We start from the raw sequence: 15844 nt of genomic DNA on the forward strand, positions 1-15844 counted from the left end.
CCTTCAGTGTACCGCCCTGTCGCCGTCAGGCGTTGGCTTCCCCGCCCTGGCCCATGCGGCGGCGGGGGTAACAGCAGGCACCTGTTCAGAGCTGAAAGTCGGTGATCAGCGGGTCATGGTCTGAGCTGCGCCAAGGTACGGAGACAGTAGTTGCAGCGTTGCTATGGGCGTCCTTGTAACTCAGGGCGCGAGGTTCATCGGCGTTGATGGCCCAGACATGGGCGGCAACCACCGAGGGCGTCAGCAGACCGTTGGCTAGGCTGTAATCAAGGGTGCCCTGGCGGCCCTGATAGCGGTAGGTGGAGGCGGACTGGAGCGACCCTGAATGCTGGTTGAGCAGGTCAACAAAACCGGCGGCCCGGAGGTTCTCAAGAGGCCATTCGCGGGCATAGCTGTTCAGGTCTCCGGTAATCAAGGTACCGGCCAGCCTCTCTGGAACCGCGTTGTTCAGCCAGCTGACCAGGGCTTCGGCCTGCCTTCGGCGCCGGTGGGCGAAACAGCCCTGACCATCGTCCTGATCCCGGTCAGCGCCCTGAGCATGTTGGCAGCGTTTGGACTTGAAGTGGACAACGGCTATCCGCACCGACTGTCCGCTGGCGCGCGCCTGGAATTGCTGCATCAAGGGCCGCCGGCCTAACCCTGACCACTGTTGTGGAGAGGGCCGCAATGCGGGACCAACCGTTTGAACCCGGCTTGACCGGTACAGCAAGCCAACGCTGATGGCGTCATTGGAATCCTGGTCCGCTGGAACAACGTAACGCCAGTCGCCGCCAAGGGCCTGAGCCAGGGCGGCGATGGCGCTGCTGGCCCCGTAGCCATCGTTCTCAAGTTCGCTGGCGGCCAGCACGTCGGCCTGGCTCTGATGGATGGTCGCGGCCAGTCGTTGGGTCTGGCGCCGCCACTGATCCGGGTTGCGGGCACCCCGACTGGTTCTGTAGTCGCCTTGGTCTCCGTTGAAGTAGTTGGCGAGGTTCAGGGTCAGCAGTCGCAGGTTGGTGGTCGTTGCCCTTTCCGGTGGCGCGGGCCGTGGGTTACTCGCTTCGAAGCTGGGCGTCGTCAGTGGCTGTAGACGCCACTGCTGGTAACGGTAGTCAAGGATACCGTCGAGCTGGGTGACGCGGGACCCGGCCCGAAGGCTGTTATCCATGCTCAGGCCGCCTTCAGGATAGGGCGTCGGCGTGGGCCCCCGCTGGTGACTGCCGTCATCGAGAATCAGCCGCTGCTGTTCCTGGCGTCGTGCCAGGGCTTGGGCGTCCGGCCCGGGCGGCAGGATCTGGGTTGGCGTGGGCTGCTGCCCTGGTGCCAGGGTGACCGATCCGTAGTCGGCGAGGTGGTCGAGGCTGATGACCTCCAAAGGGTGGTTGAGGGTGATGCGCATACCCTCCAGCGCCTCCCGCTGGTCGTCGGACAGCGGGAGCTGAACGGTCACCGGTGGCGGCAGCTGGCCCGGGCCACAGACTGAAACCTGTTCAACCTGGGTCAGTTCGGTCAGACCATAATATTCTGCGACCGTACCAGTAACCTGAACCCGTTGACCAGGTTGGCCTGCCGTCCGCCGGGTGTAGACAAACAGTGCCCGGGAGCCAGGATGCTGGTCGGACTGGTGTCCAGGCTGCTGCAGGAAAAAGCCGCCAAGGCCCCCTGGCCCGCGGCCGTCATAGGTGATGACACCGTTCACCGTGACTCGTTCGCCGATCTGGGGCGAGGATCGGCCCGACCCCTGAATGGCTGAAATAGTCTGGGCCTGCCCATCGCAGGCGTGGGTTGGCAGGGTAAAGGCAAGCGCAAGAAGGGCACAGGCCCAGCTGTTGGCGAACGGAGTCATGGTGTTACAGTCTTTCTTTGCTGAACAAGTGAACCCGGAAGGAGCATAGTAACCGATGGGCAACGGATTATGGGTTGTGTTGGTGGTGGTAGTTATCGCGGTCGGCCTGATCTGGTATCAGAAAACCCGCACTGACCGTACGTTGCAGGCCCTCACCGAAAGCGGCTTTGAAGTCTCCCGGCAGTGGCGTTCAAACGTCCTGGTGGTAGCGGATGATGGCAAGGGCCAGCTAGCAATCGTCTGGCCTCAGCGCTATACCACGGTTGACGCCACAGCCTTGGTCGGCGTGGAGGTGACTGAACAGGAATTGGAGGCCAATCGCCACCGCTACACGGTGGTTCTGACGTTCGATCACCCCGATGTCCAGCGTATCGGGCTGGCGCTGAATCAGCGGGGCGATCGAGCCCGTGCCTGGGCCCAGGAGATTGAGCAATGGCGCGCCCGCTACCGCTGACGTTTGCCAAGCGCCTTCAGTAGCAAGCCTCGGGAGTTGAGTGATAGGCCTTGTCGGTAACCTGTGGTGCGGTGATTTCGGTGGCCACTTCCAGTGGGTGTAACAGGGGGTTGCTGGATGCGCTTTCCGGGCCGAGGCCCATCTGCCGCAGCAAGTGGGGAACCAGTGCGGCACGAACGTCCAGTCTGAGCTGATCTGTCGGCATCCCGTAATCGTGCGCAATCAGTGCGCGCTGGTGGCTGTCCAGCCGTTGGTTAGGCTGCAGCACGAGCGTGACCCGCCGATTCCATTGCTCATCGCGCTGTTGGGTGTGTTCGCTGCGTTCGGCCAACAAGGCCATGGGGGCGCGGAAGCGGGTGACCAGGAAATCCCGGTAGTCCTGGCGGTTGTGACACCAGCCACGAACATGCCAGCCCCGGTCACTGCAGACCAGTGTGTGGGGCTCCAGAATACCGTGTTCCGGGTTGGGTGTGTCCAGGGACATATAGACGGCACTGAGCTGGCGCCCCTGACGAATGGCGGCGATCAGCGGGCGCACCAGTTCCGGCCGGGCCAGGGGTTGCGGCTGCCGGAGCAGGTGGCTGTTGGGGAGGCCGATGTCGAGGCTTTCGAAGGTTTGACTCAGGTTCTGGTGACGGCTGACCAGATCAAGGTATTCACTGGCCAGGCCCTGTGTGACCACCGGTTTGAATCCGTCTGCCGGGATATAACCCTTGAGGTGGCGGTCATAGACCAGGTTGTTGGGCGCAAGCTCTCGCAGATAGGTGTTGATGTCCTTGGAGGCCTGCTGGCGCCCGATGCCGAAACTGTGGCAGATATGATTGGTGGTCAGCCGACCTTCCCAAAGCGCAATGATTTCAATCAGGCGGTAGCGTAGCAGCAAGTCCCAGCGAATGGGCCACTCCGTTTTTTTCATGTTGCTTTGCTCTTCTTGCTCTGCTCTTCGTTTAAGCGGTACCGGAGTGGGTAAGCCCCGGGTTTTCGGCCATGGTAGCAGCTTTGCCTGAGCGTCGTGTGTTACGTCACCTTAATGTAAAACAATGTCAATTGACCCGTGGTCCATGGCCTGAGAGCACGCTACAACCTGTCGTCTTTCGGTATCCACGGATAGGGAATACACCTTCTGATTCTAGGTTCAAATCAGTCAGTAGCTTATTATTAGCTGTTACGAGCCTCTGAGTGGCCATCGCTTATTTGAGGTCCACTGAATGGGAACCGATGGTTCCTGGTGTTATGGAGTACGAGATAATGAGAGACCAGTTTCCTTTTGCCGTAGCGCGTGTTACCCGGCGGTGGCGTAAGCTGCTGGATGAGCGCCTGAAGGATCTCGGTGTCACCCAGGCCCGCTGGACCACCATGGTATATCTGCAGAAAGGCGGTGAGGGACTTACCCAACGGGAGCTTGCCAGCCTGATGGCGATTGAGAACCCGACGCTGGTTCGCTTGCTGGACAGTCTGGAAGAGCAGAGTTTGATTGAGCGTCGCCCGTGTCAGAACGACCGCCGGGCCAGACGGTTGTTCCTGACCGAGAACGGTGAGCGTTTTATGGATGACCTGAACGCCCGTGCGGTGGAATTGCGGGATGAAATGCTGGAAGGCGTCACCGACGAGGAGGTCGCCTGCGCCCTCAAGGTGTTCCAGAAGATCATGGTCAATGGTGATAGCCAGAAGTAAGTTACTGCTATCGGGGAACGCCAAGGAACGACATTGACTCGAAATACCGTCGGGGACTTGAGGGAAAGGTATGGTGACCGCTGGCGCTGGCTGGCAGTCACTACCGTCATGCTCGGGACCATGGCGACGGTATTGAGTGCCACCGTCATCAACGTGGCACTGCCTGACATCATGGCCGAGTTCGGTATTCGCCAGGGCACGGCTCACTGGCTGGCCACCGGTTACATTGCGGCCATGACCACCACCATGCTGGCGTCGACCTGGTTGCTGGATCATCTCGGTGTTCGCAAGGCGCTGGGATGCGCCATGCTGGTATTCTCGGTGATTTCGGTTCTGGGCGGCTTCAGCAGTTCACCTGAAATGCTGATTGCGGCGCGGATTGCCCAAGGGGCCATCGCCGGGCTGATGCAGCCCATGGCGATGTACCTGATCTTCCGGATTTTCCCCCGCGAACGTCGGGGGCAGGCCATGGGGATCTATGGCATGGGGGTCATCCTGGCGCCTGCGCTGGGGCCGGTCCTGGGTGGCTTCCTGGTTGATCATTTCGACTGGCGTTACGTCATGTATGCGCCGGCCCCGGTCACCCTGATTGGGGTCTTCATGGCCTGGAAGTTCCTGCCAGTCCCGGTATCGCGGCCATCTCCCTACCCCTTCGACTTGCCCGGCCTGGTGTCCCTTGGCGCCGCTCTGGCGCTGAGCCTGGACGCCCTCAACCGACTGCAGTCCGTTGCCGGGGAATGGGCCATGGTTGCGGCCGAAATGCTGGGTGCAGTGGTGATTGTCGTATTGTTCGTTCGTCGCCAGCGTCGCCTCCCAAACCCCCTGCTCCGGCTGCGGCTGATGCGGCGATCTTCATTCCTGTACGCAAATCTGGGAGCCCTGGCCCTGGGATTGGCGTTGTTCGGCTCCACCTATCTGATTCCCTTGTTTGTCCAGGCGGCGCTTCATTACTCGGCGTCCGAGGCTGGCCTGCTGATGTTGCCGGCGGGCATTGCCCTGGGGATCACCTTCCCGATTGCCGGGCGCCTGGCGGATCGCTACAGCGCCCGTTCACTGACACTCTACGGTATCGTCGCCTTTGCATTGTCGGCCATGCTGTTTGCTGTGTCTGATCTGACCCTGGGCTTTATTTGGCTGGCCACCTGGGCGGTCATTGGGCGGATTGGTCTCGGTTTCATGCTACCGGCACTTTCCACCGCGGCTCTTAACCCGCTGGAAGTCGAAGAACTGAGCGCCGGATCGGGCATCATCAATTTTTCTCGCCAGTTGGGTGGTGCGTTTGGCATCAACCTGGTGGCCCTGACCCTGGAGTTTGGGGAGCACGCCGGTGATGTACCGACCCTGTCGGCTTTCCACCATGCCTGGTGGTTGGTCGCTGCGCTGGTGTTGGTTGCGACGGTGCCGATATTACGTATGCGGGAATGATTGAGGATGGCCCAGGCTCTGGGTATAATGGCGCCACTCTCGGGGGAGTAGCCTTCACCAGGTTCACTGGTGAGTGGTGGTCAACACACTTGGAGCTCATCTCCATGGCCATCACGTCCCACCGTCATTGACGGGGATTGGCAAGACCTGGGACAGTACCATCTCCCGTGGGCGGAGGATGGCACTGTCTCATGTCAAAAATCCGCCCTGGAGATCGTTTAATGGATGCCTTTCTAGCCTCTTCTGTTGCCGTATTCATTGCTGAAATCGGTGACAAGACCCAGTTGCTTTCACTGTTCCTTATCAGCCGGTTTTCCCAGCGTACACCCATTATTCTCGGTATCCTGGTGGCTACCCTGGTCAACCATGCCCTGTCGGCCTGGCTTGGCGCCTGGGTGGCCCAGTGGATTCCGGAAGCCTGGCTGCCGTGGCTACTGGCTGGAAGCTTTATTGCCATAGCGCTCTGGCTGCTGGTGCCGGATAAGGACGACAGCGAAGACTCTGGCTTCCTGGGGTTGGGGGCGTTTGCTGCCACCACCATCCTGTTCTTCCTGGCGGAGATCGGCGACAAGACCCAGATTGCGACAGTGGTATTGGCGGCGCGCTTCACCGAGACCTGGTGGGTGATTGTCGGCACAACGGTTGGTATGCTAGCAGCCAACGTGCCGGTTATCATGGCAGGTAAATGGTTGATGGATCGTATGCCTATGGCAACTGCCCGCATCGGCGCCAGTGTGCTTTTCCTGGTGCTCGCGGTAGTGACGCTTTGGAGTGTTTGGGCATCGGCCTGAGTGTGGGGGTGATACCCCGGGATTGAACAAGCTGGTAGCGGATGAACCGCTGGATGAATGCTATGACTGTGAACAACCTGGTGACTGGCTGGCGTTGGCTGACCGCCAGCGCGCTGCTGATGACATCAATGGTGGGCTTTGCCGGTGCTGAGCCGGAATTGCCGCCGGAGGCTCCGGGAGAGCTTGCCGACCAAGCTCCCAGAGTGCCCCTGCTGCCCATCACTGGTGACGTTGCGGGTGATCTGGCGGTGCTCCATACCAGCTATGACGATACCTTTGCCCAGATTGGCAGCCGTCTGAGCCTGGGTTACCTGGAGTTGGTCAAGGCCAATCCCGGGATTGACCCTTGGCTGCCGGGGGAAGGGACCTTGATCACCCTCCCCCGTCAGTATGTCATGCCCGAAACCCGGCGTGAGGGCATTGTCGTCAATCTCGCGGAGTATCGGCTGTACTACTTCCGCGACGGCGGTGTCGAAGTCTATCCGGTTGGGGTCGGTACTGATGATAACCCGTCACCGCTGACCGACGCTGAAGTGACCATGCGTCTGGAATCGCCCGCCTGGTATCCGCCCGCGAGTATCCGCGCGGAGTATACCGCCAGGGGGGAATACCTGCCGCGGATGATTCCACCTGGCCCCGAGAATCCGCTGGGTACCCACGCCCTGGCTCTAAGCGAGGCGGGTTACCTGATTCACGGAACCAATAAGGGGTTCGGCGTCGGCATGCAGGTCAGCCATGGCTGCTTCCGTATGTACAACGCGGATATCGCCGGCTTGGCGTTTTCAGTGGCCAAAGGCACATCGGTTCAGGTGGTTGATCAGCCCGTCAAGTTGGGGCTGAACGATGGCGAAATCTGGCTGGAGGTTCACCGCGGGGAGGAAGAGTACTCCGAACAGGACCGCAGTGTCCTGTGGCAGCAGGTGTCTGAGCGCCTGGAGCAGCTGCGCGAGGAAATGCCTGGCGTGGAAATCCAGCGTGAGGCCGTGGAGCTGGCGGTGGATCAGGCCGACGGTATTCCCCGACTGATTGGTGAACACGTTGCCCGGCTGGCGGCCGATGGCAGCGAGGCCGACGCGGCGGCGAGCTCTGATCAGAATAACAATAACTTCCTGCAGCTGTGGTTCTGAGCTAGCGGCAGGACAGGAGTATCTTATGACCCAGACAGTACTGATCACCGGTGCAAGCTCGGGCCTCGGTGAAGGCATGGCCCGGGAATTTGCCCGCAAGGGTTGTAACCTGGCGCTGTGCGCCCGGCGCACTGAGCGACTTGAGGAGCTGCGTGAGGAACTGGAACGCAGTTATCCCGGTCTCACTGTGAAAGTGCGGGCCCTGGATGTGAACAATCACGACCAGGTCTTTGAGGTTTTTGAGGATTTTCGCAACGATTTCGGCGTTCTTGACCGCATCATTGTGAACGCAGGGATTGGCAAGGGCCAGCCTCTGGGTTCCGGGAAGTTCCGGGCCAACCTGCAAACCGCGGAAACCAATTTTGTGGCGGCGCTGGCGCAGATGGAAGCGGCGATGGAAATTTTCCGTGACCAGAACCGTGGCCATTTGGTGGTGGTGTCGTCGGTAACGGCGGTCAGGGGCATGCCCGGTAACGTGACGACTTATGCGGCCACCAAGGCGGGTATTGCTGCGCTGTCGGAAGGTCTGCGGGTGGAGCTGGCGAAAAAACGCTCACCCATACGGGTAACGACCCTGTATCCGGGCTATATTCGTACTGCTATCAATGAAAAAGTGAAGAACACACCGTTTATTGTCGATGCCAAGACCGGCTGTGCGGCCATGGTCAAGGCCATCGAATCGGAAAAGCCTGAGCTGTATGTGCCGGGCTGGCCATGGACGCCGCTGGGCTTTGTCCTCAAGCGGTTGCCCGTGGGAGTGCTGGCCCGCCTGTTCTAGCGGGTCAAGCCGACGGTCACAGCCAGGCTCACCGGGAAACGATCCGGGGAGGTGGCATGTTGGAGACCGGTCCCAGACGATTCAACCCTTTCTGCCGGCCCGCGCTGCAGGTCTTGGCGCTGACTTTGATGTTGGCGCTGCTGTTCACCGGGCTCGGTGCCCTTTCCGCTGAACCTGACCGTCGTACCGGTCTGGTACTCACCATCGATGGTGCCATTGGCCCGGCGACCATGGACTACGTGGTGCGTGGTATCGAGCGCGCTGAAGACGAAGGTGCCGAGCTTCTGGTGCTTCAGATCGACACCCCGGGTGGCCTGATGGAATCCATGAGGGTCATCATCAAGGCGATCCTCGCTGCTGACATTCCCGTTGTTTCCTATGTGTCCCCTGCCGGTGCCCGAGCTGCCAGTGCGGGCACCTACATCCTCTATGGCAGCCATGTTGCCGCCATGGCGCCAGCGACCCATCTTGGGTCAGCAACGCCGGTGCAGATGGGGGGCTTCCCGGGTTCCGGTGAGCCGGAATCCGATCCTCAAAAAGAACCCGCCAATGATGACGGTGAGGCTGTGGACGCGCCGGCGCAGGAAGAGGTGCGCCGGGGTAATTCGGCCATGGAGCGCAAAGTTCTGGAAGATGCGGTCAGCTACATCCGTGGCCTGGCCGACCGTCATGGACGCAATGCGGACTGGGCGGAAAAGGCCGTGCGGGACGCGGTGAACCTCGGTGCCGAAGAGGCCCTGGAGCAGAACGTGATCGACCTGGTTGCGATCAACCTGGACGACCTGGTGAGCCAGCTGGATGGCCGGGTGGTTCAGCTGGCGGCGGGCGAACGCACCCTGCAAACCGAAAATCTCGCGCTGGTGCCGGTGGAAGCCGGCTGGCGTACCCGGCTGCTGGCGGTCATCACCGATCCCAACGTTGCCTACTTCCTGATGATCATTGGCTTCTACGGCATCATCTTCGAGCTGTCGAACCCCGGCGCCATCGTCCCGGGTGTGATTGGGGCCATTTGTCTGATACTCGCACTGTTCGCCTTTCAGGTGCTGTCGGTTAATTATGCCGGCCTGGCGCTGATTCTTCTTGGCCTGGCATTCATTGTTGGCGAAGCCTTCATGCCGAGCTTCGGCATGCTCGGTATAGGCGGCATCATCGCATTTGTTACAGGCTCTATCATTCTGATGGATGGCAGCCACAGCGAAATTTCCATTCCTACCATCGGCGGTATCGCCGTGGTTGCCGCCGGTTTCATCCTTTGGACCCTGTTACGGCTGATGAGCCTGCGGCGACGTCACCCGGTCAGTGGGCGTGAACAGATGGACTTTGAAGAGGCGCAGGCCCTGGATCAGTTTGCACCATCGCAAGGTGAGTATCGGGGCCATGTACGCCTGAGTGGTGAGCGCTGGAACGCGGTGAGTGCCACACCGGTACAGGCCGGCCAATTACTTCGGGTGTTGGGCGTTGACGGTCTCACGGTCCGGGTTCGGTGTACCCCGGCGGCCGACGATGAGCCAGCCAACTTGTGAGATAGACAAAGCAATATGGGTTACGCAAAACAACGTGAGTGAACCCCACACGGGGTAGGAGGCCTTATGATTGGCGACCTGATTCCCTACGCGGCACCGACCGTGGTGCTACTGCTGATCATTGGATCGGCCATCAAGATCCTGCCGGAATACGAACGGGGCGTGGTGTTCTTTCTCGGTCGTTTTCAGGGCGTGAAAGGGCCGGGCCTGATCATCATTATTCCGGGAATCCAGCAAATGGTGAGAGTGGATTTGCGGGTGATTACCATGGATGTACCGAGCCAGGACGTGATCTCCCGGGATAACGTCACCGTAAGGGTGAATGCGGTGCTGTACTTCCGGGTGGTGGACCCGGAAAGGGCCATCATACGGGTGGAGAACTTTACCTCAGCGACCAGTCAGCTGGCCCAGACTACCCTGAGGTCGGTGTTGGGCAAGCATGACCTGGATGAAATGCTGGCGGAACGGGACAAGATGAACTCGGATATCCAGGACATCATCGATGCCCAGACGGAGGAGTGGGGTATCAAGGTGGCCAATGTGGAGATCAAGCACGTCGATCTGAACGAGTCGATGATTCGGGCGATTGCACGTCAGGCCGAGGCAGAACGGGAGCGGCGGGCCAAGGTGATTCATGCGGAAGGGGAACTGCAAGCCTCCAGGAAGCTGGTTGAAGCTGCCGAGGTGATGTCATCGAACTCTGGCGCTATGCAGCTGCGTTACATGCAGACGCTGTCCGATATGAGTACCAATAACTCGTCGACCATTGTGTTCCCGTTGCCGCTGGACCTGCTGGAGGCATTCCGCCACCTGGCGTCAGACAGCAAAAAGAGTGGAGAGGCGAGCCCTACCGACGAACGGCAGGCATAAAAAAACCGGTCCAAAAGACCGGTTTCTCAGTAATGAAGCACGAGGCCTATTACTTCTGGCTGGCTTGCTCCAGCATACGACGAGCGCGCTCGTTGGCTTCGTCAGCGGAACGCTGAGCGGCCTGAGCTGCAGCCAGTGCTTCTTCAGCAGTCTGCTGGGCAGAGCGAGCAGCGCTGACAGCCTGGTTAGCAGTTTCCATGGCGTTGCTGGCAGTTTGCTCAGCAGACGCTGCGTTGGCGTTTGCTTCGTCCAGAGCGGCCTGGTTGGTGGCACAGCCAGCGGTCATAGCAGTGGCCAATGCAATTCCAGCGATGGTCAACTTACGCATATCCAATCCTCTTTTAAAGTCGATTTACTTCCTGTGGACCAATGTCCATAAAGCCAACATCCAGTTATTTCGTGCGCGGGTGGCCTCTACAACCGGAATCGTGAATTAGTGTAAATCACATTCAGCGACAATGTTAACTCAGTATAGACAAAAGTTTTCACGCGATGACAACAACTTAATAAACGGTAACGGCTAGCGTCGTCAAGCTTTCCGGCTTTTTAGGAAAATCCGAGGGGTCAGGGTACGATCTGAATGGGGGTGCCGTCGGCCACCAGCTGCCAGATTTCTTCCATTTCTTCGTTGCTCACGGCAATGCAGCCGTCGGTCCAGTCCAGGCCGAGAAAGGCAAAGGCGAGGTCGCCGGCGTTGTTGGGCAGGCCGTGAATCATGATGCTGCCGCCGGGGTCCAGGCCCCAGGAACTGGCCAGCTCGCGGTCGCGGTCATTGGGGTAGGAAATGTGGATCGATTTGTAAAAGTCGCTGTTGGCGTTGCGCCAGTCCAGGGTGTACTGGCCCTCTGGGGTGCGCTCATCGCCTTCGTAGAGTTTATGCCCTACCGGGTTGTCGCCGAGGGAAATGCGGTAGCTGCGGATGACATCTTCACCGGCCATCAGATAAAGGCGCCGCTCTTCCTTGCGGACAAGTACCTGGCTGATGGCGGGAATTTCCCCCAAGGCGCTGGCGGCCATCTCTGATGCCAGAGCGTGTGGCGTCAGAGTCGGCAACAGGGCAGTGGACAACAGCAAAAGGTGCAGCGGGCGCAAAACCAATCCTTACTAATCATTAATCCGGCATTGGAACTTTTTATAGCATAGGTGGTCGCCGGTACGAATAACGCCGTGTCGTGAATTTGTTACGTTTCTTGCCCGGTCATTTTCAGACCGACCTGTGTGACGCGGTCGGCATCGGTTGCCCGTGCCACCAGGGTGACCGGCCCCAGCAAGACCTTGTCACCCACCACCGGGTGGCCGCGGGTGCGCTTGGCGAAGCAGTCTGCCAGCGACAATTCGGGCGGCAATTCATCAAACTCAATACCATAGACCTGCTCCACATCTCCCAATAGAGCATCGCCATTGAGCACAAAGTCCCCAAAAAAGGCCCGTTCTGCCAGGTGTTGGGGTGGTTGTCGGCCGCTGAGGGACTTGCCGAGGGCCGTCAACTGGTCAGGCACCGCGAAGATGGCGACGACATCGCCACGGCTGACCATTAACTCCGGGCCTGGTTGCAGGCACACCTGGTGCCGGAAGACACCGGCGACGGCGGTATTGGCGGGCAGCTGCAGTTGCTTGAGGGGGCGGCTGTCCTGCCAGGAGTCGCCCCTGAGGGGAAACAACATCAGTTCATGGTCACCGGCAGCCGCTACATCCAACGGCATCCTTCGGTAAGGATCTTCGCTGGCGGGAACCTCCAGTTTCAGCTTCCGGGCCAGGGGTGCCATCGTCGCACCTTGGACCAGCAGCGAAACCAGCACAATAAAGAAGGCAATGTGGAACAGCAGCCGGGCTTCCGGCAGGTTGGCCATGACTGGAAACAGCGCCAGCACAATCGGTACGGCGCCCCGCAGGCCCACCCAACTGATAAACCCAAGCTCCTGACGGGTAAAGCCAAATGGCCAGAGGGTGCTGATCACCGCCAGCGGGCGTATTACAAAGATCAGCGCGGAGGCCAGCAGCAGGGCGCCGCCGGTCAGCGGTAACAGCTCCGAAGGGTTAACCAGCAGGCCGAGGATCAGGAACAGGCAGAGCTGCGCCAGCCACGCCAGTCCATCATGAACCTGAAGGATCATTGGCAGCATCCGCACATGGCGATTACCGATGATCACGCCGGCCAGGTAAATCGCCAGAAAGCCGCTGCCCTGCAGGGCGTTGGTGGCGGCAAAGACAGCCAGTCCAGAGGCAACCACCAGCAGCGGGTAAAGCGACGGAGTCAGCGGAATCCGGTTGACCAGCGCGACCACCAGGTAACCGCCGGCCACCCCAAGAAGCGCACCAATGCCAAACTGCTGCACCAGGATGGAGATGACCTGCCAGCCAGCACTGGCTTCCCGGGTTTCGACCATGGTAACCAGCATCATGGTCAGGAAAATGGCCATGGGGTCGTTACTGCCGGATTCGATTTCCAGGGTTGCACTGACCCGCTCGTTGAGGTGCAGCCCACGGCCCTGTAACAGAGAAAACACCGCGGCAGCATCGGTTGAGGAGATGATCGCGCCGAGCAGGAACGCGGTCATCCAGTGAAGGTCAAAGACCCAGTGAGCAATGAGGGCGGCACCAGTGGCGGTCACAAATACCCCGATGGTTGCCAGCATCAAGGCCGGCTTCAGACCGACCCGGAACGTATCGGCGCGGGTACGCATGCCGCCATCAAGCAGAATGACCGCGAGTGCCAGGTTGCCAACGAGAAACGCCAGCTCAAAGTTGTCGAAGCGGATACCACCGGCGCCGTCCTGGCCCATGAGCATGCCAACAGCGAGAAATATCAGGAGTACCGGCATTCCCAGGCGGCTGGACAGGGGGCTGAGAACAATGCTGATCACCAGCATCAGCGCGCCAATCAGAATGAGAGTAAAGTCCATTCAGTCTCCGTTGGTTGGACGGGTTGAAGTTGAGGTGGGTAGCCTGGGCCAGGTCGCTGTGCCGTCCGGTGGATGAGAGCTGGCAATCTGGTCCCGACCGTTGCGTTTGGCCCGATACAGTAAATCATCCAGGCGCTTGAGTGCTGTTTCCATGGTCTCGCCCGGAACCACCTCGGTCACCCCAAAGCTGGCGGTGACGTGTTCCTGGTGGGGCATCTGACTGGTACGGAGTTGCTCCTGCAGGGCCCGGGCCAGTGTCTTGGCGCCGTCCAGGTCGGTATCTTCACACACAATCAGGAATTCTTCTCCCCCAAACCGGTACAGCAGGTCGGTGCTGCGAATGGCTTGGTTGAGCAACCAGCTCAAGCGAACCAGCACATCATCCCCGGTACTATGGCCATAAGTGTCATTGATTGCTTTGAAGTGATCTATGTCGAGCATAATCAATGACACCGGCAGCCCGGTACGACGGTAGCGGGCAACGGCTTGAGGCCATTGGGCATTGAGGTGGCGGCGGTTGAAGGTTTTGGTCAGCGGATCGATGGTGGCCTGTTCGCGCAACCGTAACTCCAGTTGTTTGATGTTGGTAATGTCGCTGATATAGCCGTTGGAGACCAGGGTGCCGTCCGCCAGGGTGCGGTGGTGGGCTTCTCCCCGTAACCAGCGGATCCCCTTGGATGGTAGCTGAACCCGGAACTCGCTGACCCAAGGGGTGAGCTCTACTCGGGCAACATCCAGGTCCTTGAACAGCGAGCTCTTGTCATCGGGGTGGACCCGGTCGTAGAGGGCTTTGACGCTGTTACGTGCCTCCACCGGCGTCACCTCGAACACCTTTTCCACACCATCACTGACGAAGGTGTAGCAGCTACTGCCGTTGGGACGCATCAGGAACTGATAGAGCATGCCAGGGACTTCTGCTGACAGGTCCTTCAGCAGTTGATCACTGTGCTCGAGTGCCTCAATGGCCCGGACATAGTCGGTCAGGTCTATCCCGATGCTCAGGTACCCCAGAACGTCGTCCGTTTCGCTACGAATGGTGGACAGGGTTAATTGTACCTGCCTGGGTTCCCCGTTCCGGTGCTGGTAAACCCAATGCTGGGACTTGTGATGCCGGGCCTCAATAGCTGCGGCGTAAACCTCATTTGCCGGTACAGGGTGCCCCAGCTGGTCGCTCAGCTTTTGCTGCCACAGACTGAAGTCTTCGGCCTGGTGCAGGATCTGGGGGCGGGCCTGACCGACCAACTGCTCGGCCCGGTAACCAAGCATGTTCTCGGCGCCGGTACTGAAGAGCGTGATGAGCCCTTCGGCATCCGTAGCAATCACTGCGACATCCACGGCGGATGCCAGTAAGCCGGACCGGTAAGCATTGGCAACCTGGAGCTCCCGGGTACGGTGCTCCACCCTGCGCTCTGCGCGCTGGCGTTGCTGCAATACCATGAAAACGCTGAGTGCTGCGAACACCGACATCAGGGTGCCACTCACCAGGGCCACCTGGCGGTTGGACCCCGTCATCCAGCTTTGCGGGTTTTCCGGAAACGCGGTTAACCGGAACAGGTGGTCTGCCACTGGAATCTCCCGGCTGTAGCGAATGGGGCCAGGGGATGGTGGGACGGCTGAGTCGTTGCGGTAGAGCTCAAGCGGGGTCTGTTCGATACCAATATCGAGCAGCTGCAGCTGAATGTCCGGGATTTCCCGGGTGGGCAGATCATCGATCGCCAGCGGCGACGTCATGGCGGCCTTGATCAGCCCGCCGAGATCAACATGCAGGTAAACAAAACCCCGCAGGTTGCCGAAATGGCGTTCGGTGACGCCCTCGCCCGTGCCCGCCCGAAAGACCGGCTCAATCAGAAGCAAACCAGCGCCTTCCACGGTGCCCAGGTCGGACGTCAGTGGCAGCAGTGCGGTCTGGCGCGTCGCCAGGGCGCGGTTAAAGGCCTGTCTGCGCTCCGGCAGCAGGCGTACGTCGGCGCCCAGTTCGAATCCGTTGGGCAAATTGGCGGTCAGATAGGTGACTGGGTACAGCCGCACTTCTGTTGCCAGGGGGATGTTGACCGAATCGGGAGGGTGGTGCAGCCGGAAACTCGGCCCGTAGGTCGCATGCATGGCGGCCAGGTAGTTGTCGAGCTGGGAGCGGGGAACATTTTGTACCCAGCCTGCGGCGACGTCAAAACGGTTGGTGGTCGCTGCCATCTGTTGAAAGCGGCTGCGGTCGAGATGAGCTTCCAGTTCGATATAGCGTGCCAGTGCACCCAGCTCGCGGAGCTGGCCATAGAGCATCTCCTCCACCAGCTGCATATGATGGTGCGCGACCTGGGCAAACCGGGCCTGTGCCAATTTTGCTTCAGACTGTTCCAGGCGATGCGCCAGAAACAGCGTAAGCATCATGCCCAAGGTGAAGACTATGACAGCGGGCCACCCGTAGAAAAAGGTATCCCGGCTGAACAAACGGTGACTGTGCAATGGGGTGCCTCAGA

The 15844-nt window shown here is 59.9% G+C and carries 14 protein-coding genes; 8 read left to right on the forward strand and 6 right to left on the reverse strand.

Annotated features, from left to right (window positions below):
* Positions 1 to 85: 85 nt before the first annotated feature.
* Positions 86 to 1825, reverse strand: coding sequence for an ExeM/NucH family extracellular endonuclease (locus tag BMZ67_RS03565; protein WP_092020516.1), 1740 nt, complete (start codon positions 1823 to 1825; stop codon positions 86 to 88).
* A gap of 55 nt (positions 1826 to 1880) precedes the next feature.
* Here BMZ67_RS03565 and BMZ67_RS03570 point away from each other — a divergent pair, with 55 nt between their 5' ends.
* On the forward strand, positions 1881 to 2279 hold the full coding sequence (locus BMZ67_RS03570) for a hypothetical protein (RefSeq protein ID WP_092020517.1): 399 nt from the start codon (positions 1881 to 1883) through the stop codon (positions 2277 to 2279).
* Between the two features lie 16 nt (positions 2280 to 2295).
* Here BMZ67_RS03570 and BMZ67_RS03575 read toward each other — a convergent pair whose 3' ends face one another.
* Positions 2296 to 3195: a BrxR family helix-turn-helix transcriptional regulator gene (locus BMZ67_RS03575; RefSeq protein WP_092020518.1), complete on the reverse strand. Its 900-nt coding sequence runs from the start codon at positions 3193 to 3195 to the stop codon at positions 2296 to 2298.
* Positions 3196 to 3527: 332 nt separating this feature from the next.
* Between BMZ67_RS03575 and BMZ67_RS03580 the strand changes: the two genes are divergently transcribed.
* From BMZ67_RS03580 to BMZ67_RS03610, 7 genes are all read left to right on the forward strand, one after another.
* Positions 3528 to 3953, forward strand: coding sequence for a MarR family transcriptional regulator (locus BMZ67_RS03580; RefSeq protein WP_092020519.1), 426 nt, complete (start codon positions 3528 to 3530; stop codon positions 3951 to 3953).
* Between the two features lie 33 nt (positions 3954 to 3986).
* Complete coding sequence (locus tag BMZ67_RS03585) at positions 3987 to 5378, forward strand: DHA2 family efflux MFS transporter permease subunit (RefSeq protein ID WP_092020520.1); 1392 nt, start codon at positions 3987 to 3989, stop codon at positions 5376 to 5378.
* A gap of 221 nt (positions 5379 to 5599) precedes the next feature.
* The gene (locus BMZ67_RS03590; protein WP_092020521.1) at positions 5600 to 6169 is read left to right on the forward strand and encodes a TMEM165/GDT1 family protein; all 570 of its coding nucleotides are present in this window, start codon (positions 5600 to 5602) and stop codon (positions 6167 to 6169) included.
* A 128-nt stretch (positions 6170 to 6297) separates the two neighbouring features.
* Positions 6298 to 7296 (forward strand): L,D-transpeptidase family protein, encoded by a 999-nt coding sequence (locus BMZ67_RS03595; protein ID WP_245749885.1) that lies wholly within the window; start codon positions 6298 to 6300, stop codon positions 7294 to 7296.
* 25 nt (positions 7297 to 7321) lie between these two features.
* On the forward strand, positions 7322 to 8074 hold the full coding sequence (locus BMZ67_RS03600) for an SDR family oxidoreductase (RefSeq protein ID WP_092020522.1): 753 nt from the start codon (positions 7322 to 7324) through the stop codon (positions 8072 to 8074).
* A gap of 56 nt (positions 8075 to 8130) precedes the next feature.
* Entirely contained in the window at positions 8131 to 9597 is a 1467-nt protein-coding gene (locus BMZ67_RS03605) for an NfeD family protein (protein ID WP_092020523.1), read from the forward strand.
* A gap of 66 nt (positions 9598 to 9663) precedes the next feature.
* Positions 9664 to 10467: a slipin family protein gene (locus BMZ67_RS03610; protein WP_092020524.1), complete on the forward strand. Its 804-nt coding sequence runs from the start codon at positions 9664 to 9666 to the stop codon at positions 10465 to 10467.
* A gap of 49 nt (positions 10468 to 10516) precedes the next feature.
* Here the strand turns inward: BMZ67_RS03610 and BMZ67_RS03615 are convergent, their stop codons facing one another.
* The 4 genes from BMZ67_RS03615 to BMZ67_RS03630 form a co-directional block, all read right to left on the reverse strand.
* Positions 10517 to 10795, reverse strand: a complete 279-nt coding sequence (locus BMZ67_RS03615; RefSeq protein ID WP_092020525.1) for an Lpp/OprI family alanine-zipper lipoprotein — start codon at positions 10793 to 10795, stop codon at positions 10517 to 10519.
* Between the two features lie 236 nt (positions 10796 to 11031).
* Entirely contained in the window at positions 11032 to 11511 is a 480-nt protein-coding gene (locus BMZ67_RS03620) for a L,D-transpeptidase family protein (RefSeq protein WP_245749886.1), read from the reverse strand.
* Between the two features lie 137 nt (positions 11512 to 11648).
* On the reverse strand, positions 11649 to 13370 hold the full coding sequence (locus BMZ67_RS03625; RefSeq protein ID WP_092020526.1) for a potassium/proton antiporter: 1722 nt from the start codon (positions 13368 to 13370) through the stop codon (positions 11649 to 11651).
* On the reverse strand, positions 13371 to 15755 hold the full coding sequence (locus BMZ67_RS03630) for a sensor domain-containing diguanylate cyclase (RefSeq protein WP_139214322.1): 2385 nt from the start codon (positions 15753 to 15755) through the stop codon (positions 13371 to 13373).
* Positions 15756 to 15844 lie beyond the last annotated feature (89 nt).

The organism is Marinobacter zhejiangensis, assembly GCF_900114775.1.
GTDB lineage: Bacteria > Pseudomonadota > Gammaproteobacteria > Pseudomonadales > Oleiphilaceae > Marinobacter > Marinobacter zhejiangensis.